Source organism: Fontibacter flavus (genome assembly GCF_042432905.1).
In the GTDB taxonomy this organism is placed as follows: Bacteria; Bacteroidota; Bacteroidia; order Cytophagales; family Cyclobacteriaceae; genus Fontibacter; species Fontibacter flavus.
This window is the reverse complement of the sequence record NZ_JBHLWI010000036.1, coordinates 1-25,873: the sequence shown is the minus strand read 5'-3', so window position 1 is coordinate 25,873 and position 25,873 is coordinate 1. Positions and strand designations below refer to the sequence as shown.

Annotated in this window: 23 protein-coding genes; 15 read left to right on the top strand and 8 right to left on the bottom strand. The window is 39.2% G+C overall.

What is annotated here, in order from left to right; genetic code table 11:
* The first annotated feature begins 8 nt into the window (after nt 1-8).
* From rpsI to tsf, 3 genes are all read left to right on the top strand, one after another.
* Complete coding sequence (gene rpsI / locus ACFFIP_RS12675) at nt 9-395, top strand: 30S ribosomal protein S9 (RefSeq protein WP_382388027.1); 387 nt, start codon at nt 9-11, stop codon at nt 393-395.
* Between the two features lie 45 nt (nt 396-440).
* Nucleotides 441-1,202 carry a 30S ribosomal protein S2 gene (gene rpsB, locus ACFFIP_RS12670; protein ID WP_382388026.1) on the top strand — a complete coding sequence of 254 codons (762 nt, stop codon included), beginning with the start codon at nt 441-443 and terminating at the stop codon, nt 1,200-1,202.
* Between the two features lie 227 nt (nt 1,203-1,429).
* Nucleotides 1,430-2,260 (top strand): translation elongation factor Ts, encoded by an 831-nt coding sequence (gene tsf, locus ACFFIP_RS12665; protein WP_382388025.1) that lies wholly within the window; start codon nt 1,430-1,432, stop codon nt 2,258-2,260.
* A 238-nt stretch (nt 2,261-2,498) separates the two neighbouring features.
* On the opposite strand, the gene ACFFIP_RS12660 is transcribed toward tsf, so the two are convergent.
* The 3 genes from ACFFIP_RS12660 to ACFFIP_RS12650 form a co-directional block, all read right to left on the bottom strand.
* A complete protein-coding gene (locus ACFFIP_RS12660; RefSeq protein WP_382388024.1) occupies nt 2,499-3,110 on the bottom strand; it encodes a hypothetical protein in 612 nt (203 codons plus the stop codon).
* Between the two features lie 626 nt (nt 3,111-3,736).
* Nucleotides 3,737-5,056 carry an ABC1 kinase family protein gene (locus tag ACFFIP_RS12655; RefSeq protein WP_382388023.1) on the bottom strand — a complete coding sequence of 440 codons (1,320 nt, stop codon included), beginning with the start codon at nt 5,054-5,056 and terminating at the stop codon, nt 3,737-3,739.
* Nucleotides 5,057-5,068: 12 nt separating this feature from the next.
* Nucleotides 5,069-5,734 carry a TetR/AcrR family transcriptional regulator gene (locus ACFFIP_RS12650; protein ID WP_382388022.1) on the bottom strand — a complete coding sequence of 222 codons (666 nt, stop codon included), beginning with the start codon at nt 5,732-5,734 and terminating at the stop codon, nt 5,069-5,071.
* A gap of 437 nt (nt 5,735-6,171) precedes the next feature.
* Between ACFFIP_RS12650 and ACFFIP_RS12645 the strand changes: the two genes are divergently transcribed.
* Nucleotides 6,172-6,390, top strand: coding sequence for a hypothetical protein (locus ACFFIP_RS12645; protein WP_382388021.1), 219 nt, complete (start codon nt 6,172-6,174; stop codon nt 6,388-6,390).
* A gap of 427 nt (nt 6,391-6,817) precedes the next feature.
* Nucleotides 6,818-7,666, top strand: a complete 849-nt coding sequence (locus tag ACFFIP_RS12640; RefSeq protein ID WP_382388020.1) for a DUF4349 domain-containing protein — start codon at nt 6,818-6,820, stop codon at nt 7,664-7,666.
* A 177-nt stretch (nt 7,667-7,843) separates the two neighbouring features.
* Here the strand turns inward: ACFFIP_RS12640 and hslV are convergent, their stop codons facing one another.
* Together hslV and ACFFIP_RS12630 are read right to left on the bottom strand one after the other, a co-directional pair.
* Nucleotides 7,844-8,386 carry an ATP-dependent protease subunit HslV gene (gene hslV / locus ACFFIP_RS12635; RefSeq protein ID WP_382388019.1) on the bottom strand — a complete coding sequence of 181 codons (543 nt, stop codon included), beginning with the start codon at nt 8,384-8,386 and terminating at the stop codon, nt 7,844-7,846.
* Nucleotides 8,387-8,654: 268 nt separating this feature from the next.
* Complete coding sequence (locus ACFFIP_RS12630; RefSeq protein WP_382388018.1) at nt 8,655-10,316, bottom strand: pyruvate dehydrogenase complex dihydrolipoamide acetyltransferase; 1,662 nt, start codon at nt 10,314-10,316, stop codon at nt 8,655-8,657.
* Between the two features lie 123 nt (nt 10,317-10,439).
* Here ACFFIP_RS12630 and ACFFIP_RS12625 point away from each other — a divergent pair, with 123 nt between their 5' ends.
* The 9 genes from ACFFIP_RS12625 to ACFFIP_RS12585 all read left to right on the top strand — a co-directional run bounded on the left by ACFFIP_RS12625 (nt 10,440) and on the right by ACFFIP_RS12585 (nt 19,842).
* Nucleotides 10,440-11,399 (top strand): YheT family hydrolase, encoded by a 960-nt coding sequence (locus tag ACFFIP_RS12625; RefSeq protein ID WP_382388017.1) that lies wholly within the window; start codon nt 10,440-10,442, stop codon nt 11,397-11,399.
* A 20-nt stretch (nt 11,400-11,419) separates the two neighbouring features.
* Nucleotides 11,420-12,118 carry an SOS response-associated peptidase gene (locus ACFFIP_RS12620; RefSeq protein WP_382388016.1) on the top strand — a complete coding sequence of 233 codons (699 nt, stop codon included), beginning with the start codon at nt 11,420-11,422 and terminating at the stop codon, nt 12,116-12,118.
* Nucleotides 12,118-13,017: an MBL fold metallo-hydrolase gene (locus tag ACFFIP_RS12615; RefSeq protein WP_382388015.1), complete on the top strand. Its 900-nt coding sequence runs from the start codon at nt 12,118-12,120 to the stop codon at nt 13,015-13,017. The genes ACFFIP_RS12620 and ACFFIP_RS12615 overlap by 1 nt, the downstream gene beginning before the upstream one ends.
* 135 nt (nt 13,018-13,152) lie before the next feature.
* Complete coding sequence (locus ACFFIP_RS12610; RefSeq protein WP_382388014.1) at nt 13,153-14,151, top strand: 3-oxoacyl-ACP synthase III family protein; 999 nt, start codon at nt 13,153-13,155, stop codon at nt 14,149-14,151.
* Nucleotides 14,152-14,159: 8 nt separating this feature from the next.
* Nucleotides 14,160-14,747: a hypothetical protein gene (locus ACFFIP_RS12605; RefSeq protein ID WP_382388013.1), complete on the top strand. Its 588-nt coding sequence runs from the start codon at nt 14,160-14,162 to the stop codon at nt 14,745-14,747.
* Nucleotides 14,748-14,808: 61 nt separating this feature from the next.
* Nucleotides 14,809-16,401: a toxin-antitoxin system YwqK family antitoxin gene (locus ACFFIP_RS12600; protein WP_382388012.1), complete on the top strand. Its 1,593-nt coding sequence runs from the start codon at nt 14,809-14,811 to the stop codon at nt 16,399-16,401.
* Between the two features lie 45 nt (nt 16,402-16,446).
* A complete protein-coding gene (locus ACFFIP_RS12595) occupies nt 16,447-16,617 on the top strand; it encodes a Lacal_2735 family protein (RefSeq protein ID WP_382388011.1) in 171 nt (56 codons plus the stop codon).
* A gap of 294 nt (nt 16,618-16,911) precedes the next feature.
* A complete protein-coding gene (locus ACFFIP_RS12590; RefSeq protein ID WP_382388010.1) occupies nt 16,912-18,402 on the top strand; it encodes a DUF6600 domain-containing protein in 1,491 nt (496 codons plus the stop codon).
* Between the two features lie 201 nt (nt 18,403-18,603).
* Complete coding sequence (locus tag ACFFIP_RS12585; RefSeq protein ID WP_382388009.1) at nt 18,604-19,842, top strand: ROK family protein; 1,239 nt, start codon at nt 18,604-18,606, stop codon at nt 19,840-19,842.
* 9 nt (nt 19,843-19,851) lie between these two features.
* On the opposite strand, the gene ACFFIP_RS12580 is transcribed toward ACFFIP_RS12585, so the two are convergent.
* From ACFFIP_RS12580 to ACFFIP_RS12570, 3 genes are all read right to left on the bottom strand, one after another.
* Nucleotides 19,852-20,733 (bottom strand): ROK family protein, encoded by an 882-nt coding sequence (locus ACFFIP_RS12580; RefSeq protein ID WP_382388008.1) that lies wholly within the window; start codon nt 20,731-20,733, stop codon nt 19,852-19,854.
* 148 nt (nt 20,734-20,881) lie between these two features.
* Nucleotides 20,882-21,904, bottom strand: coding sequence for a LacI family DNA-binding transcriptional regulator (locus ACFFIP_RS12575; protein ID WP_382388007.1), 1,023 nt, complete (start codon nt 21,902-21,904; stop codon nt 20,882-20,884).
* Nucleotides 21,905-22,023: 119 nt separating this feature from the next.
* The gene (locus ACFFIP_RS12570) at nt 22,024-24,186 is read right to left on the bottom strand and encodes a glutamine synthetase III family protein (RefSeq protein ID WP_382388006.1); all 2,163 of its coding nucleotides are present in this window, start codon (nt 24,184-24,186) and stop codon (nt 22,024-22,026) included.
* A gap of 233 nt (nt 24,187-24,419) precedes the next feature.
* Here ACFFIP_RS12570 and mtaB point away from each other — a divergent pair, with 233 nt between their 5' ends.
* Nucleotides 24,420-25,739 (top strand): tRNA (N(6)-L-threonylcarbamoyladenosine(37)-C(2))-methylthiotransferase MtaB, encoded by a 1,320-nt coding sequence (mtaB, locus tag ACFFIP_RS12565; protein WP_382388005.1) that lies wholly within the window; start codon nt 24,420-24,422, stop codon nt 25,737-25,739.
* Nucleotides 25,740-25,873 lie beyond the last annotated feature (134 nt).

Here is a 25,873-nt window from a genome sequence, read left to right as displayed (position 1 = left end):
TGCAGTTCATGGAAATTATCAATACAATCGGTAGAAGAAAGACATCTGTTGCAAGAATCTACATGAAGCCAGGTAAAGGTGAGATCACTGTTAACAACAGAGCGATCGAAGTTTACTTCCCCTTTGACTTGCACCAGATCGTTGTAAAACAGCCACTCTCTTTAGTAGGAGTTGACGGTTCTTATGACATTAAGATCAATGTAGACGGTGGTGGTATTAAAGGACAAGCTGAAGCTGCTAGAATGGCAATTGCCAGAGCTTTGTGCGAATTTGATATCGAACACAGACCTGCCTTGAAAAAAGAAGGATTCCTTACCAGAGACCCAAGAATGGTTGAACGTAAGAAACCAGGACGCAGAAAAGCAAGAAGAAGATTCCAGTTCTCTAAACGTTAATCTGGATTTACTTCGAATTTTATATCGAAACTATCTTATTTATTAATGGCACAAATAGAATATAAAGACTTACTGGATGCTGGTGTTCATTTTGGACACTTGACGAGAAAGTGGGATCCAAGAATGGCGCCGTATATCTTCATGGAGAAGAACGGTATCCATATCATTGACCTAAACAAAACGCTTGTTTGCCTCGAAGAAGCATCCAACGCAATCAAGCAGATCGTTCGCTCAGGCAAAAAAGTTATGTTCGTCGCTACTAAAAAGCAGGCGAAAGACTTGGTAGCGGAAGAAGCAAGAAGATTGAACATGCCTTACGTAACCGAAAGATGGTTAGGTGGTATGTTGACCAACTTCGCTACTATCCGTAAATCCTTGAAGAAAATGTCTTCCATCGACAAAATGATGAAAGAAGATTCTTACAAGAACCTTGCGAAGAAAGAGCGTCTGATGATCACCAGACAAAGAGAGAAATTGGAATCTGTATTGGGCGGTATCGCTGACCTGACAAGACTTCCTGCTGCTTTATTTGTCGTTGACATCAAAAGAGAGCATATCGCTATCGCAGAAGCACAAAAGCTTGGTATCCCTGTATTCGCATTGGTAGATACGAACTCTAACCCTAATGAGGTGGAATTCCCAATCCCTGCTAATGACGATGCTTATAAATCAATCTCTTTGCTGATCAAAGCGTTTGGAACAGCTATCGAAGAAGGTCTTTCCGAAAGGAAAAGAGACAAAGAAGATGCTAAACTTTCTGAAGAGGAAGAAGCAAAGAAAGCTGTGGACGCCGAAACTCAAGAGTAATCCACTTTGATTTTATGAATTCAAAAGATTGAACATACGGTTCCGGCCTGTGTTCAATTTTTTGTTTTTACCAAACCTTTGAGGCTTCAACTCCATTTAATGTAAGTGGAAAAATTTACTTCAACCTCTGAGGTTTTCAATAACATATAGATCTGTTTGGTTTAAAAACCTGTCAGGTCTCAATCACAACGAAAGAAAAAAGTTTAATCTCATAAATTGACTAAAAAATGGCTATTACTGCACAAGAAGTAAACAAATTGAGACAAATGACCGGTGCCGGTATGATGGACTGTAAAAAAGCCCTTACTGAAGCAGAAGGTGATTTCGAAAAAGCTATTGACATCCTAAGAAAAAAAGGTCAAAAAGTATCAGCTTCAAGAGCTGACCGTGAAACCAAAGAAGGTACTATCGTAACTGCTGTAAGCGCTGACGGTGCTACAGGTACTTTGCTTTCTTTGACCTGCGAAACTGACTTCGTAGCGAAAAACGAAGAATTCGTTGCTTTTGCTAACACTTTGTTGGACTTGGCTACTAAAAACGCAGCTACTTCAGTTGAGCAAATCCTAGCCCTTCCATTTGAAAACATCACTGTTGCCGACAAAATCGTAGAGATGACCGGTAAAATCGGTGAGAAAATCGAAATCTCCCACTACGAAGTAGTGAAAGGAGAAGCAGTAGTTCCTTATATCCACTCTAATGGTAAATTAGGTGTATTGGTTGCATTGGTTAATGTAAACGGTGCTGAAGTTGAAGAAGCTGGTAAAGACGTGGCAATGCAAATTGCTGCTATGAACCCTGTTGCCGTTGACAAAGACGGTGTGGACGCTTCTACTATCGAAAGAGAAATCGAAGTTGGTAAAGAGCAAGCCAGACAAGAAGGCAAGCCTGAAGAGATGTTAGAGAAAATTGCCATGGGTAAATTGCAGAAATTCTACAAAGAAAACACTTTGTTGAGCCAGGCATTCGTAAAAGACAACAGCAAGTCTATCGCTCAATACCTTGACGGCGTAAGCAAAGGTATGACTGTAGCTGCTTTCAAAAGAGTATCTATCGGATAATTATTATTTAGATATAAGACGTAAAGCTTGTCCCGAAGAATTCCGTAAACTTAAGACAATAAATTAAAAAGCTGACCTTTTTCGAGGTCAGCTTTTTTTATACTTTGCGTTCGTCCCGACGTACTCGAAGGGTTCATCTTTTAAGGGTATTGTCAATTAAATCAATTAGTAAACAGTTCCTATGTCTCACATACGTACCGAAACTCAAACCCTCAAGTTCATGGAGAACTCAAGGTTTTTACAACTTAAACCCTAACCTGTAATTCACCATTAAATAATATGGCCAATACCCATCAAAGGATGACATACTTATGCCAAATGTATTTCTCCGGTTGACATTTTTACCCTGCCAGTCGAAAGTCACTTGAGTTACATAGCCTAATCTTGCATGTCTTTCTACACGCCAAACACTGTCGTAGCTACCAGACTCATTTAACACCCAACCACCATGTATGCCATCACCTCCATATTGAAACGAAGGGCCAAAACCAATTCCCAATCTAAAATCATTTTTGGTCTTGATGATATCATACTGAAATCTGACATCAGTGAACAAGCTCGATACAAATGTTTCCACGTTTTCACCATTCATCCTTGGAGTCCAATATCCGCCAAGAAGATCAAAATCTGCAACTGATGCAAAATAAGTCAAGGACGGATTGATGGAAAACCTTGGAGTGGCATAATAACTCAATTCATTAATAAAATTAACTGCCCAAAAACCACTATTCCCATCTATTGCAGTACCTGTTCCTATCCGATAAATAAGCTCTCTGTCTCTTTGGACTTGACCGCTAACTTCTAAAACTAAAATAAAAAAGCAAACAAAACTTAATAAGTAACTTTTCATAAAATATCTTTCCTATTATTTAAATGAATTATTATCAATGATAAATAAAAAACATATAGTTAACAATTGTTTTTAGTAAACTTAATAGCAATAAAATCTAATTAATGATAATGGCCTTAAAAGTGAGATTATACTACCTTTAGCTCTATGTTTTTAGACTTTTTTTTGGAATGAAAAAAGGCATGAAGAGCCGATCTGTATAATCCCCAACATACCTTTCATCAAATTGAATTGATCCAAAAACCAAATTATCATGATTTGATAGGGCATTTCGCTTCAATCACCGGTGATGGATATCCGATCCTTAACCTGGGATTGCATCCCAGTCTCATACAGATCGGCCCTTCAGGCCTAATCTGATGCATTTGGAATCTTTAACCCAGGATTTCACCCTATGGGCTGATACGGAACGGCCCTTTAGCCCTTTATAGATTACGCTTAGGTTTGGTTTCAAGTTACCTATTTGGTAATGAACAGCCCTTCATACTTTTTTTAGACCCTCGAAATATCTGAATTTAAAAAAGTAAATACTTCAAATCTCCTTTTCTAAATTAATCAATCGGTGCAACAAAAAACCACCCTGGTTTCCCAAGGTGGTTTATGGTGATTGAAACAACTTTTCTGAATTATTTTAACCAATCCGGCTTGGTAGTCGTGATATTTGCCTGCAATTGATTGAGTAAATTATACAAACCAAAATACGTCCTGTTGATATACAATCCATGCCTAGAACCCCTTGCCTGACGGGACTTTTTAAACATCTTGTCATTGGAAATCCTGTCTCCCAATTGGAAGATTTGCTCAAAGTAGGAATCATCTGCAAAATCAAAGGTTTCGGAATGGAACGGTTTGCCCAATAAGGAAATCATTTCTTTGAATACTCCTTTGAAATAGGCTTTCTCTTCTTCTGTATCTTTGTCAGAAATAAACTCCAGACCATAAAATACCTCATTAAGTTCTTGTTCATTGAGCAGCATGTCTTTCTTGATCAAGGCAAAATATCCTTGGTAAAAATCCTGTGGCAGGATCTTCACACAACCAAAGTCAATGATTCCAAGCTTATTATCCTCGGTAATGATGAAATTCCCAGGATGAGGATCTGCATGAACCTGCTGCAGGTTATGCACCTGATGGTGGTAGAAATCCCAAAGAGATTGACCGACTTTATCTTTAGCTTCCTGAGAAGGGTGGGTCTCCAACCATTCTTTGATATGCTTTCCTTCAATCCAGTCCATCGTGATGATACGGTCTGAACTCATCTCCTCATAATACCCGGGAAAAGTCAAACCTTCGATATGGCTGCAGGCTGCTGAAATTTCCAAGGAACGCTGCACCTCAAGGATATAATCGGTCTCTTCTATCAACTTGCTTTCCACTTCTTCCATATAGTGGTCCAGCTCCCGTTCATTCATATTGAGCAATCTCAAAGCAAATGGTCTGACCAATTTCAGGTCAGAGCTAACAGAATCTGCAACACCGGGATATTGGATTTTAACAGCCAGTTTCTTCCCATCTTTGGTCGCCTGATGAACCTGCCCAATAGAAGCGGCATTGACCGCTGACTTGGTGAAAGTTTCAAATAAGGCTTCTGGCGTTTTACCAAAATATTTTTGGAATGTCTTCACTACAAGCGGATAAGACAAAGGAGGTGCACTGTACTGCGCCATGGTGAATTTGTCCTGATAAGCCCTTGGAAGAATGTTTTTATCCATCGACATCATCTGTGCTACTTTCAAGGCAGACCCCTTCAGTTCGCTCAGTGAATTGTAGATATCATTGGCATTTTCATTGTGTAGGTTCTCCTTTGTCAAAGAAGGATTCACTACTTTTTTGGCATAATGCTTAACATAATTGCCCCCTACTTTCGCTCCGGTTTTGATAAACTTTGCGGCACGCTGCACTTTGGAGGTAGGAATACTCTCCTGCTCTCTGATCTTGCTCTCCATGATTCCTGTTGATTATTTATTCTGGTATAAAAACTTCGCAAAATCTATAAAGGTATCCAATGCACTTTTGCCCATCAGGTCGAAAGCCAGATTTACTGATTTTTCAATGGCTGCATCCGTTTTTTCGAATGAAGGAGAAGTATCCTTCAACCAAAATTGGAATACAAACCAAACTTGTAACCAAAGCGCCTCATCATATCTTTCTGAGATAATCGGACGGCTGGCGATCTCTTCTGTTTCCTTCCCTTCCAATATGATCTCATTGGCAAAATCTTTGAATTTGGTTCTGAATGTTTTCACCTCCTGTGGCAAGAGTTTTTTCAAATCTTTTTGGCCGGCATAAAGGGAAAGCAAATAGGATCTGTTTTTTTTCAGTTCTTCTACCAATGTAAATAGGAAACCGAGCAGTTTTTCTCTGGCACTGTACTCTTTGAATACTTCCTGGGCTTCCAAATTTTGGATGGTATCGTCGAATAGTTTGCCCCAAACTGCTGATTTGACAGCCTCAAACGAGGTAAAGTAGGCGTAAAAATCGGCCTCATTCATTTTGAGTTCCTTGGCAAATTTATAGACAGACAAAGGTTCAGATCCGTTTTCAAGCACATGGTTGACATAACCTGTGATGATTTTGGTTCTGGGATCTATCTTACTTGTCTTCCTTGCTGCTGTATTTTCCATATTGGTATTGTTTACTGTAGGTATAACCCAGAAATCGGATATGAAGTTTTAAAAAGAAGAGGAATTAAATTGATGCATTAGAAAAAGCTGATGCAAAAGAAATGAGATGTTAAACAATTAGAAGGGTAAAATGGTCTTTGGAAGAAGGTATTATTATTTTCATTAATCTAATTCATGACCAATTCATCCAAAGCAGCATGAAAACCAAATAACAAGTAGCTATCGTGGGATGAGGACTGAGTGGACTTTCTCTGGAATACTATTACAGTCATGCAGGGATAATAGAGTAAATGTTTGACCACATGAATTTTGAAGAGGATAAACTCGGCTTTACTGGATTTTTACATGGTGGGGAAGCTTATTACAGTCAATAATTGAGAAAAGAGCTTGTTTTAAAACAACTCAACTAATTATAAGGAGACCAAGCTTCTCCACCTTTGGCTTATTTTGATAAAGTGTGGACCGATGAGTTTATATCAGCAGGTAGTCAAATCATTCAAAGACCTCATCAAAATAATGGACATCCCTTATTACAACAGGGTTATTTAGGAAATAAATTGTTTTTTGGAGGTACTGAGACGGCAACCCAATCACCAGGATATAAGGAGGGTGCGGTGGTTTCTGCTAAAGAGTTAGTAAAAAAGGTCAAATTATAGAATTAAAAAAAATGTCCAATATACAATTCCTTTCCTGCCAACATACAGGAATTCAACGCCTGATGGCTTGTCAATTGAATAACTCTTCAGCTCTGTAAAATTTAGAAGTGAATGTATAAGCCCATTAGATACTGATCATCAAATCTTAAAAAATAGGATCAGCTTGATTTTCTCTCAAGGTCAATTTTGAAAAGGCAGGTATAAAAACTGAGGTTCAAAAACATCCTCCCTAAATCTGACTGAAAGAAAACATAAACAATATTTGCTTTACTTGTGAAATTCAACCTTCTAGGCTTCCAAGAAGGTATCGATTCTAACCATCTCACATCTCTACATCAGGTAGGATAGCACTAACAACCTATTTTTATTATATATAAAAATCCCGATCTTTTTCGTTAAATTTTGATAGATTTTAACCGAGCATCCTATGAAGCTTATTTTTACTTTAGCGTTTATCATTGCAGCCTGTTCTAATCATAGCAATGAAGACGCTATCAACATTAGTGGAAGACCTCCAGAACCTATGGTCACCACTGACATGGAAGAATATATCCCTTTGTCCAAACATTCTCAAGAGACTTTAGAATCTAAACTCCTATCTCCCGATATCAGCCAGAAATTGGTGCGCTCTGGTGGTATAAACTTCCAGTCTGAAGCAGTTGACAAAGATTATAATCAGATCAAAGGTATGCTAGGAGGATTCAATGCCTATCTGGAAAATGAAAGTCAAAGTAATGACAATTTCCGTAAAAGTTATTTCCTCAGTATCCGAGTCCCTTCTGAAAAATACGATAGCCTTTTGAATACTATTGCCAAAATCGCTTTCAGGGTTGAAAACAAATACTCTAATGTGGAAGATGTGACCGAAAGATACTATGACCTCCAAACACGCATCCAAAACAAAAAAGAATTGGAAAGAAGGTATAGAGAAATCCTTTCTAAGGCAAACGAAGTAAAAGATATTCTAGAAATAGAAAGAAATCTAAATCAGGTCCGAACAGAAATTGAGTCAATGCAGGGACAGTTCAACTATCTTAGCCAACAGATACAATTCAGTTCTCTACAGGTTCAATTCTATGAAGAATTGCCATACGAATTGAATTCTCCTAAAAAGAAAGGGTTTTGGGTGAGGATTTTTAATGCACTGGATAACGGATGGCAGGTATTCTTGACCTTTGTGGTTGGTTTGGTTACCCTTTGGCCTTTCTATTTTGCAGGAGCGATAATTTTCATTTTGATTGTCTACCTCAAAAAAAGCAAAAATAAACGACTTTAAGAGAAAATTGCATTGATTCCCGTTTGGGTCAAGCAGGGTAAAAGTAAATTCGGCCCCTCTATACATTTTAAATAAATGGAATTTAGGGCAACAAGGAAAGTCTTTTAAGTTGAAACACTTTCCTTGTTTTAATAGACACTGGAGATATATCAATTGTAGTAAGAAGCCTGAAAAAACCTATTTAACAACCTTCTCCACCACCAAATTATGGTTGGTATAGATACAGACATCAGCGGCAATTCCCAAACTCTCTCGGACCATTTCTTCAGCAGTGAGCTGAGGGGCAAATTTTTTTAGGGCACGGGCTGCAGATTGTGCGTACATACTTCCAGATCCGATTGTGGCAATCTCCATATCAGGCTCAATCACATCTCCTGTGCCGGAAATGATCAGAATATCCTGACTATCTGCAACAATCATCATAGCTTCCAACTTAGACAGCATCCTGTCCATTCTCCATTCCTTTGCCAGTTCCACCGCAGCACGTTTCATATTATTGCCATAAGCACCCAACTTTTCTTCGAATTTCTCCAATAAGGTAAAGGCATCAGCTGTGGACCCTGCAAATCCGGAAACAATCTTTCCTCCTTGTAATCTCCTAATTTTATTTACCGTACTCTTGGCTACCGTATTGCCCAGTGTGGCCTGACCATCTGCTCCTATGACTACTTCACCATTGTGTTTGATGGCTACGACGGTAGTTGATTTTATTTTCTCCATTTTTTTTAAGACTTAAATTTTAAGGCAAAAGATTCAAGATTTTAGATGAAATATACTTTTTGAAATCTATTGAAAATGATATTTGCTACGCGATATTGGATATTGGCTTCGCGATATTCGGGGCTTATGTGAAAATAAAGAAACCGGCTCCAAGTGGAAGCAGAGCTAATATCCCAATATCTTATAATATCAATTCTCATTTCAATAACCATACTAAAAACAAAAAGTCCTGACAAATCAGGACTTTTTGGCATATTTCGTTTTTGTTTTAGATCAAAATTCTCACCGGATCTTCCAACAGTCCTTTTAATGTCAGAAGGAATGCGGAACCTACTGCACCATCCACAACCCTGTGATCGCATGACAAGGTCACCTTCATCACATTCCCTACCTGCATCTGTCCATTTTTGACAATGACGGTTTCTTTGATACCACCTACTGCCAAGATACAAGCATCAGGTGGATTGATGATAGCTGTAAACTCATCGATACCAAACATACCTAAGTTGGAAATGGTAAACGTATTGCCTTCCCAATCCTTCGGCTGAAGTTTTTTGTTTTTGGCTTTTCCTCCTAAAGTTTTGGCTTCATTGGAAATCTGAGACAATGATTTGCTGTCTGCAAAGCGAATCACAGGAACAAGCAATCCTTCTTCAACTGCTACTGCCATACCGATATGGATATGGTCATTGTACCTGATTTTATCTCCCAACCAAGAAGAATTCACCTTTGGATGCTGTCTCAATGCTGCAGCTGCTGCTTTGATCACCATATCATTGAAGGAAATCTTCACTGGAGAAATTTCATTCATGCTCTTTCTGGCTTCAATGGCCTTATCCATGTTGATCTCCATGGTCAGGTAGAAGTGAGGGGCTGTGAACTTACTTTCTGCCAGTCTCTTCGCAATCACCTTACGCATTTGCGAAACTTTCTCTTCCTTGAAGGACTCCTGACCCACTGCCGGTGCACTTGTCGCCATAGCGGTCGGCGCTGCTGCTGCCTGTGCCACAGCTGGATTGAAGTTTTCAACGTCTCTTTTGACAATTCTACCACCTTCGCCGGTACCTTTTACCAAGGAAATATCAACGCCCTTTTCAGAAGCCATTTTCTTCGCCAAGGGAGAAGCTTTCACCCTGCCACCATCAGAAGAAGAACTGCTAGTAGCTGGTGCAGAGCTCTGTGCCACTGGTGCTTCTTCTTTCTTCACTTCAGGTGCTTTCTCTTCTTTTTGCTCTTCCGAAGCAGGTGCCTCAGCTGCACCTTGGTTGGCTTTATGTGCCTTTAATAGTTTCTCGTAATCAGCTCCTTTTTCTCCAATGATAGCAATCACGCCATCTACAGGAACAGCATCTCCCGCTTCTATTCCTATATAAAGCAATGTACCATCCTCATAAGATTCAAGCTCCATGGTAGCCTTATCAGTCTCCACCTCTGCAATAATATCTCCTGATTTAACTTGATCGCCAACTTTCTTCAACCAAGTTGCGATCGTACCCTCTGTCATGGTATCACTCATTTTGGGCATGGTGATGACAGTAGCGTTGATACCTGATACATCAATGGTTTCAGTTGCCTCTTGCTTTTTAACAGTTGGTTGTTCCTCCACTTTTGAAGCTTCTTTTTTATTTTCTGACTTTGCTTCAGCAGCTCCTCCGCTCTTGATATCTTTCAGCAAAGCATCTATATTCTCACCTTTTTCACCTATGATGGCAATCACTCCATTGACAGGCACAGCGTCCTTTTCTTCCACACCGATGTACAGCAATACACCTTCTTCATAAGACTCCAGTTCCATGGTAGCCTTATCGGTCTCTACTTCAGCAAGTATATCCCCAGGTTTTACGACATCTCCTACTTTCTTTAACCACGCTGCGATCACCCCTTCTTCCATGGTATCGCTCATTTTCGGCATTCTTATTATTTCGGCCATATGCTTATATTATCCTAGTCAAATTTTAAGGAGTCCAAAAATAGTTGTTAAAATGTCTTTATTCAAATTTAATAGTAGTATTTTCAGGTTTATAAAGCGATAAACAATTGGTTTTGTTTCAAAATGCCTCTTACCAAAAACACAGATTACGATTACCCTAAGTGGCTTTTTAACGGTCACTTGCAAACAATTGTTCCCAGCCTTTTCCGGGCAACACCACCATTACCTTTTGAAAGAGAAAGAATTAGCACTCCTGATGAGGATTTTTTAGACCTTGATTGGCTAAGAAATGGATCCGAAAGTCTGGTGATCATCAGCCATGGCCTGGAGGGAAACAGCCAACGTCCTTACATGAAAGGCATGGCGAGACAATTCTTTACCAATGGATTTGATGTACTCAATTGGAATTTTAGGGGCTGCAGTGAGGAATTGAACAACAGGCCAATCTTCTATCACTCAGGGGCCACCTATGACCTTGACACTGTGGTCAAGTATGCTTCCCAAAACTATGACAGTATCTATCTGGTCGGTTTCAGTCTCGGGGGCAATCTCACCTTAAAGTATTTAGGCGAGGATAGAGACAGAAGTCAAAAAATCAAAAAAGGAGTAGCCATTTCAGTTCCCCTACACCTTGAAAGTTCCAGCGTGAAAATATCAACGGGAGAGAATATCATTTATGCCAAAAGGTTTCTCAAAACCTTAAGAGAAAAGGTCCTCAAAAAAGCGCTTAAATTTCCAAAAGAAATCCCCACAGGTATTTTGAGGAAAATCAAAACACTCCAGGATTTTGATGACCATTATACCGGTCCTTTGCATGGTTTTGATGATGCCCATGATTATTACGAACAAAACTCATCCCTTTATTTTCTGGAAAACATTGAAGTTCCTGCCTTGATCCTGAATGCTCAGAATGACCCCTTTTTGAGTGAGAGATGTTTCCCTGTCAACCTTGCCAGAAAGCTTGATCATGTTTGGATGGAATTCCCGAAATATGGGGGACATGTGGGATTTAGCCCAAGAAAAAAGGAAGATATTTATTGGTCTGAAAAAAGGGCATTTGAATTTATCACTGGCAATCAGTAATTTTCCAAAAAAGCAATATTATGTGCGGCAGATATTCCCTTAACAAAAGTAAAATACAATTAGAAGAAAGATTTCAGGCTGAAATGCTTGCTGACTTCAAACCCAGGTTTAATATCTCCCCAACCCAACTCGTTCCTGTCATCACATCGGACAGCCCCAAAGGATTTTCTTTTTTCTATTGGGGCATTACACCAGGTTTTGCTAAAAACAAACCTGTTTCCCAAAAATTCATCAATGCCAAAGCAGAGACCGTTAATGAAAAAATCTCTTTCAAACAGTCTTTCAACACCAGAAGATGCCTTGTCCCAGCTGATGGATTCTTCGAATGGAAAAAACTCGGAAAAAAAACCAAAATACCCTATCGGTTTACCATGGCGGATGAACAGGCTTTTTCTTTTGCCGGCATATGGGAAGAATTTGAAGACGAATTTGGAGAAAGTAACCATACATTTCTAATCTTGACAACCAGCCCAAATCCCTTGGTATCAGAGGTGCATGACCGGATGCCTGTTATCTTGAAAAAAGAAGATGAAAAAAAATGGCTGGACAAATACAGCACTGAGGAAGAGCTATTAAAAATGCTTAAAACTTTTCCTGGCGATGAAATGCTCAGCTATACTGTTTCACCATTGGTCAACAGTGTTCATAACGATAATCCTGCAATTATCAGAAAAACCTCTCCTATGGACCAATTTGGTAATTATACCCTTTTTGGATAATGGAAAATATACACATCATCGATTTGAATTTTCTTGACACCCAGGAAGCCATCGCCAGCTTTTTGATTGAAACTTCTATAGGTCCAATTCTCATTGAAACCGGACCAGAAAGCACATTCGAACAATTAAAGAAAGGTATCAACACACTCGGTTTCCAAGTTGAGGACATCAAACATATACTCCTTACCCATATTCACTTTGACCATGCAGGTGCGGCATGGAAATTTGCAGAATTAGGTGCTTCTATTTATGTCCACCCTATCGGAGCTCCACACTTAGCAAGTCCAGAAAAACTTTGGAATTCAGCCGCCCAGATTTATGGAAATGATATGGACAGACTTTGGGGAAAAATGAGGCCAATTGACCCTTCTCAAATATTTAGTGTTTCCCATGAAGAACCCCTGATTTTTGGAGATGTTACCATAAAAGCCCTCCATACTCCCGGTCATGCCAGCCATCATATCGCCTGGAAATACAACGACATCATCTTTACGGGAGATATTGCAGGAGTGAAAATCGAGCATGGACCAGTGGTCCCACCTTGCCCTCCACCTGATATTGATCTTGAAGCTTGGAAAAATTCCATTGCTATCCTCAAAGCAGAGCAGCCAAGCGCACTTTATCTGACCCATTTTGGGGTAGTCAATGCCATAGACTGGCACCTTGATTCCCTCTCATATATTTTGAATGATTGGGCGATGTGGATCAAACCTTTTTTTGAAGAAAGTGTTGATCACAAAGAGGTAATCCCGAAATTCATGGATTACACACACAATCAGCTAGCGAAAGAAGGATGCAACGAAGAGCTGATCCAAATATATGAATATGCCAATCCGAGCTGGATGTCTGTGGCAGGACTTTACCGTTATTGGAAACTTAAAAGCGAGGGCCGTCTCTGATATTTACCTAAAATGAAACCAAATTCATTCCATTTATTTGTTTTTGTAAAACAAAAATGAAATGGGATATTTGTATGCAATGCATAACAATTTGCTGAACTTATTGATCAGCTAACCCAATATAACTGGAAATCCATGAAAAAATCTAGAATTATAGGTGTAGGTCATTATGTCCCTGAAAATATCATCACCAACGATTACCTATCCAGTATCATGAACACCAACAATGATTGGATTGTCGAAAGAACAGGGATTCATGAGAGGAGATGGTTTTCTCCCGGTAAAGACACTGTCACAAGCATGTCGGCCGCCGCATCCAGAATGGCATTGGAAAGGTCAGGATTGACAGCAAATGACATTGATTTCATAGTTTTTGCCACGATCACACCGGATTATTTCCTTCCGGGAAATGGCGTACTGCTACAAAGAGAACTTGGCATGCGAAATATTGGCGCCTTAGATGTCAGAAATGCCTGTTCGGGATTTATCTATGCACTCTCCGTAGCAGACCAGTTTATCAAGACAGGCATGTATAAAAACATCCTTGTTGTCGGTGCAGAGATCCAGTCTTCAGCATTGGACAAAAGTGACGAGGGTAGATCTAGTGCGGTCATATTTGCAGATGGAGCAGGTGCCGCAGTATTGACAGCTGTCGCAAATGATCAGCCAGGAATTCTTTCCACTCACCTACACTCCGAAGGCCAGTATGCCGAGGAATTATTCTGTCTGGCACCAAGTAGCAGCACAAAAGTCAGGATCTCACCTGAAATGATTGATAGAGGTGACTTCTTCTTAAAAATGAACGGAAACGCTGTATTCAAGCATGCGGTAGTGCGTTTTTCAGAAGTGATTCAAGAGGCCTTGGATGCCAATGGCAAGGATAAATCTGAAATTGACCTTTTAGTCCCCCATCAGGCTAACCTTAGAATCAGCAACTACATCCAACAAAAATTGGGCTTGGCCGATGAGAAAGTATTCAACAATATCATGTATTTGGGAAATACCACAGCCGGAACCATTCCTATCGCGCTTAGTCAAGCTTGGGAACAGAAAAGACTAAAAGAAGGCGACTTGGTCTGCTTGGCTGCTTTCGGTAGTGGCTTTGCATGGGCATCAGCGCTCTTGAACTGGTAAAACCACATATGGAAGAAAGCCAAAAACTTGATTTGTCTTTTTTTAACGAAGCTGAGCCTTTTTTCAAAAAATTCAATCAGCAGACCAATCTTCTCCTGCAAATCCTGACGGAGGTCGCCAATGATTTCCCTCAGGATTTCCTTGTTTCTATCTTTCCTCAATCTAAAGGCAGTAAAATCAGCAAGGGAAACCAATTAGACGGATTACCTTATCAAGTATTGGACATTGTTCGGGATTTCAATCAAGACACTGGTTTCAACATTAGACTTTTAAACTGGTGGGGTAAAGGCTTTTTTATCTTCATATCCATCGGAAATAAAATAATTCTATCCAATCCCGAAGATTGGGTCTACTCACACCGAGTCTACCAATTATCAGTTGGTGAGTCAATTTTTGACTATGGAAAGATAATTCATTCAAGTTTTCGACTGACACAGAATAATCTTAAATCAACTATCAAAGATTCAAGTCAAATTCAAATATGGAGAAAACTTGATATGGAAGCAGATATTAATGACATGAAGCAAAAGTTGAGCCTTTTGGTAAAAAGCATCTTGGAATATCATTCTTCATTTTTTCTAAATTCACATATTTAAGCTAATTTAGAACCGAAGTACGCAGTTTCCGTATGAAATATGAACCATTGAAATTTCTCTTATGAAATATATTTTTAGCTTTTTCCTGCTATTATCCATTTCATTCACAGCTATCGCCCAAGGGCGTCCAAATATTATTTCCATTTATAATGCCGATTCCACATTAGTTGGGACCGGAATCATGAATAATGGACTGATGGAGGGAATGTGGAAATTTGAAAATCCCAAGACCGGCCAATTAGTGCAATCTATTAACTACGATCTTGGCAAAAGGGAGGGATTGGCTACTGTTTTCTATCCAAATGGCAACAAAAGATTGGAAATAGATTACAGAAACAATGTACCAAGCGGTCTTTACCGAGAATATGACAACACAGGGACACTAAAAATAGAGCAAATTTACAAAGACAGTGTCTTAGTAGGACCTTATAAGGAGTATTATGGCCGAGAGAACCAACCTTCATTTTTTAACCCAAGACAAGTAAAAACAGAAGGACAATTTGTCAATGGTAAAAAACATGGAACGTGGATTTCCTTTTATTCCAATGGTGAAAAGGCTGTGGTCAGAAATTACGACATGGACAGTCAGGAAGGGGCATATCAGGAATTTGATATCTACGGAACTTTAATTGTAGAAACCACCTACAAAAACAACAGACCGGAGGGCAATTTCACAAGATACTCCATGGAAAGATTGGTTGAAGAACAGGGAGAATTCAAAAATGGAAAAAGGATTGGCAAATGGACAACTTACTTTCCAGGAACACGGGTGGTGGAGTCAGAAAAAATTTATGACCAAAACGGCAATAGAACAGGGGAATGGAAATTCTTTTATGAGAATAGAAGAATTGCCAGAATAGAAAAATACGAAAACGATATCCCCGTGGGAACCTGGGAAGAATACTTTCCAAATAAAAGTCTCTCAAAGAAAAAAACTTACGAACTTGGCCTTCCTATTGGCGAGTACGTGGAATACCATGCGAACGGTAAACTTTCAGTATCCGGACAGTATAAAAATGGCATGAAAGACGGATTATGGAGAAGTTTTTTCCCTGAAGGGAACCTCTACTCCATAGGAGAGTATAGGAATGATGTCAAAACCGGCCTTTGGAAATATTTTAATAAGATCGGAATTCTCATCGCTGAAGGTGAATACACTTTAGGATCAGAAAATGGTCAATGGTTTTACTACTATGACGGTGGTCAACTTAAATCTGTAGGAAGTTATTTTCTTGGATTTGAAGACGGCGTTTGGGGCCTGTTTTATGACAATAAACAACTCAGCCAAGAAGAATTCTGGAGCAATGGAAGGCTGATGAATGTCGGAGATTATTTCACCTATGATGGCAAATCAAGCTTGGAAAAAGGAACTTTGCAAAATGGTAATGGAACAAGAATAACCTACTACACATCAGGAAAAAAAGAATCAGAGGGAAATTATAAGGAAGGAAAACCGGAGGGGCAATGGACTTATTTCCACGAAAATGGGAATAAGGCTTCAGAAGGTAATATGGTCGACGGCAAGAAAGAAGGGGCCTGGAGATATTATAATTTAATGGGAAGACTCGAACAAATCATCAACTTCAAAGCAGATGAAATTGTCACGGAAGAAGATGAAATGCGAAATGAAATCCGATTCGATTTTTTTGATTGATCAAACAGAATCCTCATAACATTGTTTATTAGGAAAAGATAAATCATGTTTGGACTGTTTAAGAAAAAATCAGAGCTGGAAAAACTCCAGGAAGATTACAAGGAATTGCTTTCTAAAGCACATAAGGTATCTCATAGCAATAGAACCGAAGCAGATAAATTAATGGCAGAAGCTGAAGAAATAGCCAAAAAGATTGATGCTGTAAAAGCGAAATAAAAAAAGGGCCCAAAAGAGGGCCCGTTTTTGTAAATGACTTCAATACCCCCCAACTACTAAGTAATCCCTGCAGCAAATTTCAGTTTTTGATGCCAAACTTGAATCATTTTTCAATTGCTCCTACAGAAATCTGAACCTTGCTATTTTCACTGAAAATTATTTCAAAAAAGAATCTTGAAATAAAAATTCGCTAAAACGTTTTTCCTAAATTTTTATTCTAACGATTTAATTTAATTCAAAACTTAGGCCCGTTTATTGCCGTAAACTCAAACAAGAACACTAAACCGTACTGTTATGAAAAAGGCAACTAAATATCTGTTAAGCTTCTTACTTATACTGGGTATAGGTTTGGGCTTTGCATACAAAGCAAAAGCAGCACCTCCTCCTGTGGGAGTTTCATTCCAAGTTTTCTACAACGAACTCAGCCCTTATGGAGATTGGGTAATGGACCCTAACTATGGCTATGTTTGGATTCCATATGTTGATAGAGGTTTCCAGCCATATGTGACCAATGGCTATTGGACTATGACAAACTTTGGAAATACCTGGGTCTCCCAATATGACTGGGGCTGGGCTCCGTTCCACTATGGAAGATGGTTTTGGAGTGACTTCTATGGCTGGGCTTGGGTTCCTGGTTATGAATGGGGACCAGCTTGGGTAAGTTGGAGAACTGGTGGTGGTTACTACGGTTGGGCGCCACTTGGACCTGGCATGCACATCAGTGTCAACATCAATATTCCTGCAAGGCACTGGGTTTTCCTTCCACAAAGAAGATTCAGAGCAAGACATTACCATAGATACTTCGTTCCTCATTATAATGTTGTCAATGTTTACAATAGAACTACCATTATCAACAATACCTATGTTTACAATAACAACACTTATATAGCAGGTCCAAGCAGAAGGGAGATTGAGAGAGTTACAAGGACTTCAGTTCCTGTTTACCAAGTCAACAGTTCCACAAGACCGGGAAGGGCGACTGTACAAAACAACAACCTTAACATGTACAGACCTCAAATTACTTCTGCAAGAGCCAATAATGAAAGCGCTAGACCATCTAGAGCATATTCAGCAGAAGAATACAAGCAAAGGTCTGCAACCCAACAAAGGTCCTCTGCAGCAGCTCCTCAAGCCCAAAACAATAGGCAAGGTCAGGTTGCACCTTATAGAGCAGCTCAAAATAACAATAGGAGTGCTAGCACTAATGTCCAAAACAGCAGAAGGGCTCAGGTAAATGGGGAAGTAAATGGAAGCAGAAGCAACCAAAATGTGAATAGTGCCAGAACTCCAAGTAGAGCGGGTCAAGTTGCACAACCTTCCAACCGTAACACTCAAAACAATGGAGCAGCAGTCAGAAGCAATACGCAGAACAAACAGGCTAATCCAAATGTAAATAGTGTAGGAACACCGAGCAGAACCAGACAGGTAGCACAACCTGCTAACCGAAATGCCCAAAATAACGGAGCCGCTGTCAGAAGCAATGCACAAAGTAGACAGGCAAATCCGACCATAAACAACAGGACGCAAACCCCTGCAAGGCAGCAAAGCCCTAATGTCAAAAGCTCTGCTCCAAACAGGCAATCAAACGCTAATGTGAGATCTGGAGCTCCTGCGAGGCAAAATAACACCGCGGTTAGAAGCAATGGACCTAGCCGAAGTAGCGGACCGGCAGTGAATTCTTCATCTAGATCCAATAGTAGAAGCAGTGCAGGTACTGTTAACAGGTCTAGTAGCAACAATAGCCGGGAATCAAGCACTGGTAGAGGTGGTAGAGGAAACAATTAATAAGATGGCCCTAAGAAGGGCCATCTCATTTTATTGACACTAACTACCTGAACAATATTAAAAAACTTTTTTAAGCCAGCAGAATATTGAGATCATGAAATCATTTCTTTAATAAACAGCCACTTGATAATGTATTTTTTTCATAAAGCACTTTTGTAATTCTTCAAAAATTCACGTAATTGAGCTTTTAAATTTTTACCCATGAACTTAATCGATCCCAAAAAAGCCCTTGAAAAGACTGAAGGAGTAGTTGAAACCAAAAGTTTTATCAATAAACTGAAGCTAATCAAAAATCTATACACAAAAGGCAGTAATACTGCCGGTGAGATGTGCAGTGAGGTTGGCATCAGCCTACCCACGGTTAATTCTTTATTGGGTGATCTTATGACATCTGGGGAAGTAATCAAACATGGACGTGCAGAATCCCAGGGAGGAAGAAAGCCTGACCTATATAAACTAGCGGATAATTCCTTCTATGTCATTTCAGTAGATATCAATAAGTTTCGAATTAGAACTGCTATCTACAACAGTTCCAATAAAGCAGTTACCGATATTGAAACACTAAAAATATCTCTGAACAACGACAAGGAAACTTTTGAAAAAGTTTGTGACTTCATTCTGGCACATCTGGAAAAATCCGGATTACCTAACGAAAAAATCATTGCCGTAGGAATTTCAATGCCAGGATTGATTGATTCTGTCAATGGAATAAACCATACTTATCTTAAATTCGGCAAAAAAGGCCTAGTAGAAAATTTTGAATCAAGACTTGGCAGAAAGGTATTCCTTGAGAATGATGCCAGAGCCATGACCCTAGCGGAGTTTAAGTTTGGCCATAATGACCAATACAAAAATGTCTTGGGAATATTCATCGGTTGGGGAATTGGTCTGGGCATTATCATTGACGGAAAAATCTACCAAGGAGCCTCCGGTTTTGCAGGTGAATTTAGCCATTCCCCAATTTTTGAATCTAGGGAGATCACTTGTACTTGTGGTAAAAAAGGATGTCTTGAATCTGTGGCTTCAGGTACAGCTATCGTCCGAATGGCTAGAGAAGCAATTCAAAATGACAGCGACTCTATTTTGGCCAGAATGGCAGCAGAAAATAACGGTGAGGTAGAGCCCTATCTGGTAGTAGATGCAGCATTGGCAGGTGACCAGAGAGCGATTACCATTATATCTGAAGCAGGCCTGGACCTGGGGAGAGGCATTTCTATTCTGATCCAATTATTGAACCCAGAGTTGATCATTTTAGGAGGTTCAGTGGCTGAAGCTAAACATTACCTGACTACCCCAATTCAGCAAGCTTTGAATATTTACAGTATGGCAAAAGCCAGGGAAAACACTGAATTGGCACTCTATAAACTGGGAAAAGAAGTTGGGTTATTGGGTGGAGTCGCAGTGGTCAATGAGAAGATTTTTGAAGATGTCTTGATCTAAAAAGCATCTTCAAAAATGAGATGTTTTCTTTTTACTGAATAAAACAGAAGCCGCTCCATAAACAGCACTCTTTTCTCCAAGATCACTGATTTCTACAGGAATCAGAATTCCTAAAAATCTTAATGATTTCAGTGTCTTATCTAAAAACCAATCTGAAGCACGGGTTATATTCCCTCCTAAAATCACTTTTTCCATCTTAAAAACATCATATTGCTCAACAATAAAATCCGCTAAATTCTGGGCATACTGGTCAAAAATCTCATCCAATCGACCCGAAATTTCCGGATGAACCAACATTTCTTTGACTCCTTCTATCTCAATTCCAAATTCACGTTTCACGTAGTCGACAAACCATGAAGTCCCCAAGTAGTCTTCTGCAATACCATCCTTAAATGACTGTTGCCATAGCCCTGCATCTCTCACTTCATCTCCTTGCTTAATTGAAGACCCCAGTCCAGAACCTAAAGTCAGACCCATCAATGAAGCGTAACCCTTGCCTTTACCAAATGAAGCTTCTCCCAATAGAAATGCTTGAGCATCATTGATGAAAATAAAAGAAGATTCAGGGATGTGTAGACTCAAACTCAATTCTTTCTTCAGATTGACTCCGAAAAGCTGCAAAAATTTACCTTGTTCCTGAATCAAACAAATACCGGTATCATAATCAAAAGGTGCTGGCATTGCTAAAGCAATTGCAACTTCATTTTCTGATTGAATCATTTTTTTGATCATAGAAGCCCAGGTCTCTAAAATCTCATCTTTACTTCCTGTTGAATCCACTGCCACTCTTTCTATCCGAATGAGTTCTGGGCCTAGAAGTGTCTCTTCAAATTGTGCTAAAGTAAAGTGAGAGCCTCCAATATCTCCGGCTAATATATTTCTCTGGGTCATTTCTGGGTTTATGGCTTTATTCAATCCAATTAGTACGCAGATACTGAGCAAAGTTAGAGGATCCCCCAATAAGGCTTGCTAAAAGGATTTATCTAAAATAAGAAATTTCCGAATAACTTTATCCAAGCTGGAAAAAAAGTTTCATTTATCAGCCTCTTGAGGATTCCCTGATATGAAGTTTATTATTGAGCACCAGTTTTTGCACAGGCTTTTCAACGAGATTTTCGTCAAGCTGCTTCAAGATAGATTCCATTAATCTATCTGCAATTTCCTCCAAAGGCTGTTCTATGGCTGAAATACTAGGATTATATAGGCTGAAAAAGTAATGATCATCAAAGGACACCACTTTGATATCATGAGGAATATTTTTATGTAATTTACTCAAAGCCTGTAACCCTTCAAAGGCGAGATAATTAGTCGCAAAAAAGATTCCATCCAACTCAGGATTGCTTTCAAGGAATTCAAGGATTTTTGTAGAAGCTTCCTGTTCAGCTATCGTATGAAATTTCACTTTGAAAACCTCATGGTTGACTTCAGCGTCTCTAACTGCCTGTTCAAATCCATTGAACCGATCAATCATTTGGGTCTGATTAGATTCTAAAGTGATAAAGCCTATATTTCGGCAGCCTACCTCAATTAAATGACGGGTAGCTTCAAAAGAACTGCTCTTATTTTCCACTACCACATAGCTACATTCTACATCAGGCATCCACCTGTCAAATAAAACCACAGCCAAATTTTCATCCAAAAGTTCCTCCACAGTTGGTTCCAAGCCGGGAGTTGGGGTAATGATAAACCCATCCACACTTCTCATTTTAAAAGTAGAGATTAATTCAATTGCCTTGGAAGTATCGTTATCAGTACTGCAATAGATGATCTTATATCCGTTCTTGTAGGCTTTTTCTTCTATCAATCGGGCTATTGATGCAAAAAATTGATTGGAGATATCCTCGACCATAAATACGATCACTTTGGATTTACCAAGCCTAAGACTTTGCGCCAAATGGCTTGGCTTGTAACCTATTTCTTTGATGTAATCCTGAACCTTCTTTGTCATTTCCTCACTGATTCTTTTTTCTTTCGCCTTTCCGTTAAGAATAAAGGAAACTGTGGTAATGGAGACACCCAAGGCTTTAGCAATGTCTTTGATGGAAGTTTTTTTCTTCGCCATTCAATTGATTTTCAAGTGCAAAACTTTGAGGCAATATGGTCAATAATCTGCAAATTTCAAGAAAAAAGCCCAAGTCAATACAGACCTGGGCTTTGAAATTAAATTCTGCCAAATGGTAATTATTTGATAAACAGCATCTCCCTATACTTTACAAGTGGCCAATATTCATCATCCACTAATAACTCCAGTTTATCAACCGAATACCTGATTTTATCGAAGTATGCTTCTTTGACATCATTGCAATATCCCTTGGCTCTTTTGGCCACATCTTCTTCTTTGTTCAGTTTTCTTCTGGCATCAATCATTGCATTGACATTCTGCTTCAATGACTCAAGATGTCTGCTCACTTCCTTGATTGTTTCAACTGCTGCCTTATTATCCAAGCCCAAACCTTTCAAACCATTGGCGTTTTCGATCAGTTTGTTCTGATACTGTATAGCTGTTGGAATCACATGGTTAAGGGCCAAATCACCCATCACCCTAGACTCAATCTGTACTTTCTTAATATAATTCTCCAACATGATCTCATGCCTTGCATGTAATTCTATGGAAGACAATACATTGTGCTTAGCAAAAACCTCCACCACTTTTTTATCATGATAAGTATCCAAAGCGAAAGGAGTACTCTTCAAATTTGAAAGACCTCTTTTCTCAGCTTCTTTTTCCCATTCTTCAGAATATCCATCACCTTCAAATCTGATCTTTTTGCTGTCCTTGATGTATTTTCTAAGTACGTTCACAATGGCAATCTTTTTCTCCTTGCCCCCTGACATTTCTTTTTCAACATCCTTCAACATATTTCTCAACACTTCTGCCACAATCACATTCAAAACAGTCATAGGACCTGCTGAATTGGCACTTGACCCCACAGCCCTAAACTCGAATTTATTTCCGGTAAAGGCAAAAGGAGAAGTCCTGTTTCTATCCGTATTGTCCAAAATGATTTCAGGAATCTTAGAGATACCTAACTTCATGTACATATTGTCGCCTTTCTCAATCTTCACGTTTCCGTTTTTCTCCAGCTCATCCAAGACGGTTGTAAGAGTAGAACCCAAGAATACGGACATAATAGCAGGAGGAGCCTCATTTGCACCTAATCTAAAGTCATTGCTAGCAGAAGCGATACTTGCACGGAGCAAGTCTGCATAATCATATACAGCCTTTACTGTAGCTACCACAAATGCCAAAAACTGAAGGTTTTCTCTAGCCGAATTGCTAGGCTGGAATAAATTGACACCAGTATCTGTAATCAAAGACCAGTTATTGTGCTTACCACTACCATTTACCCCCGCAAATGGCTTTTCATGAAGAAGAACTTTTAGGTTATGCTTTTCCGCAACCTTGTCCATCAAGTCCATCAACAATTGATTGTGATCAATTGCTTTGTTTATTTCCTCAAATAAAGGAGCCACTTCAAACTGACTAGGTGCGACTTCATTGTGACGGGTTGAAACTGGAATTCCCAATTTGTGGGCTTCAATTTCAAAATCCATCATAAAATCCTTTACTCTGGTAGGAATTGATCCAAAGTAATGATCTTCCAATTGCTGACCTCTTGCAGGATTATGACCAAAAACTGTCCTTCCTGACATCACCAAGTCAGGACGCGTAGCAAAAAGGGATTTGTCGATCACAAAGTATTCCTGCTCAATCCCTAGAGAAGGCACTACCTTTTTAACGTTCCTGTCAAACAATTGGCATATACCTACAGAGGCCTCGTTGATAGCTTCCATTGATTTCAACAATGGTGTTTTATAATCAAGCGCCTCTCCTGTATAGGAAACGAATATGGTTGGAACACAAAGCGTCTTATCAAAGATAAAAATCGGGGAAGATGGATCCCAGGCCGTATAACCCCTGGCTTCAAATGTGGAGCGTATGCCTCCATGTGGGAAAGACGAAGCATCAGGCTCTTGCTGAACCAACGCTGTACCTTTAAATTTTTCAATACCTGCATGGGCATCAAAAAAGGCATCATGCTTTTCAGCTGTTGAACCTGTTAGTGGCTGAAACCAATGGGTATAGTGCGTTACTCCCTTGGACATAGCCCATGTTTTTACCGCTGATGCAATTTCCTCTGCAGTGGATGGATCTATTTTGCTTCCTTTCTCAATAGCTTCCATGACTTTCTTGAACACTGAAGGAGCCAAAGACTCTTTCATTTGTTTCAAGCCGAACACATAGATGCCGTAATAGTCTGAAACCTTATTTGATGGGGGTGTCACTGTCACCCTTGACCTTCCTTGTGCTATTAGAAGCGCTTTTTGTCTTAAAGTTGCCATTTTCTACAATTTGTGGTTTAATATTATACCCACAAAATTATCAAATAATATTAATTTTATTCATATCGGGTTATTTTTTAACCAATTTTTGAGAAAATTTATATTTTTTTCAAAAAACAAGACCCGATTTCAGTATTAACCCATATAAAATGCGCAGTTTTGAGTAAAAAAATAGAAAATTGAAAACTGAGGGATAATATTTAACTTTGCAGCCTGAAACAAAGGAGATTGGCGTGAAAAAAGTAGCATTTTACACTTTAGGCTGTAAATTAAATTATTCTGAAACCTCCACCATTAGCAGAATGTTCGAGGCTAAGGGGTATGAAAAAGTGGAGTTCGAACAAAACCCGGATATTTTCATCATCAACACCTGCTCGGTTACCGATAATGCAGACAAAAAGTGTAAAAAGATTGTAAAGGAGGCTAAAAAAATATCCCCAAACTCTTATGTTACAATTATCGGGTGTTATGCGCAGCTCAAACCACAGGAAATTGCCGAAATAGAAGGCGTTGACGCTGTCTTGGGTGCTGCTGAAAAATTCAGGTTAATTGAATTATTGGATGGGTTTGCCAAAGAGCAGGAAACAAAAGTTCTCGCTTCCGAAATTCAAGAAGCCAACGTTTTTAATAACGCCTACTCTATTAATGACCGGACAAGAACTTTCCTGAAAGTACAGGACGGTTGCAACTACGGTTGCGCTTTTTGTACTATTCCTTTGGCTAGAGGAAAAAGCATGAGTGACTCTATCGACAATATCCTTCAATCAGCAAGGGAAATTGCTAAGACTGAAGTAAAAGAAATTGTACTGACGGGAGTCAATATTGGTGATTTTGGAATTCAGGAAGGTAGAAGAAAAGAAAAATTCGCAGACCTTGTTGAGGCTCTGGATGAAATAGAAGGAATTGAAAGATTCAGGATCTCTTCCATTGAACCCAACTTGCTGACCAATGAGATTATTGAGTTTGTATCCAAATCCAAGAGATTTGTCCCTCATTTCCACATACCGCTCCAATCTGGCAGCAATACTATCTTAAGAAGTATGGGGAGAAGATACCTTAGGGAACTTTATGAAGATCGGGTCAAAAAAATCAAAAACCTGATGCCTCATTGTTGTATCGGCGTGGATGTTATTGTAGGATTTCCCGGTGAGACTGACGAGCTTTTCCTTGAATCATACAATTTCCTAAATGAACTGGACATCTCTTATCTCCACGTTTTCACCTACTCTGAAAGAGCAAATACCAGAGCTGTAGAAATGGATGGGGTTGTTCCAATCAAAAAAAGGAATGAAAGATCGAAAATGCTGAGGATTCTTTCAGAAAAGAAAAGGAGGAAGTTTTATGAAGAAAATATGGGCAAAACATTTACTGTCCTATTTGAAGAAGATGTAGAAAATGGGAAAATGCATGGATTTACCGAGAATTATATTCGTGTGGCAGCCAAATACGACCCTATCCTAATCAATGAACTGAAAACGGTTACACTTAGTAGTATAAACGAAAAGGGAAATGTGGAAGTAGTAGAGCCGGAACTGGTCTATGAAAAACACTGACACCTATCATGGGGGTGTCCGAAAAGTCGAGACACCCTTTTTTTATTGTTGATCTTCTCTAAAATTATTATTTTAGAGTTGAACAAAATACAACAATGTCTAAGGTAGTTTTTAAAAATCAGACTGGCAATTGT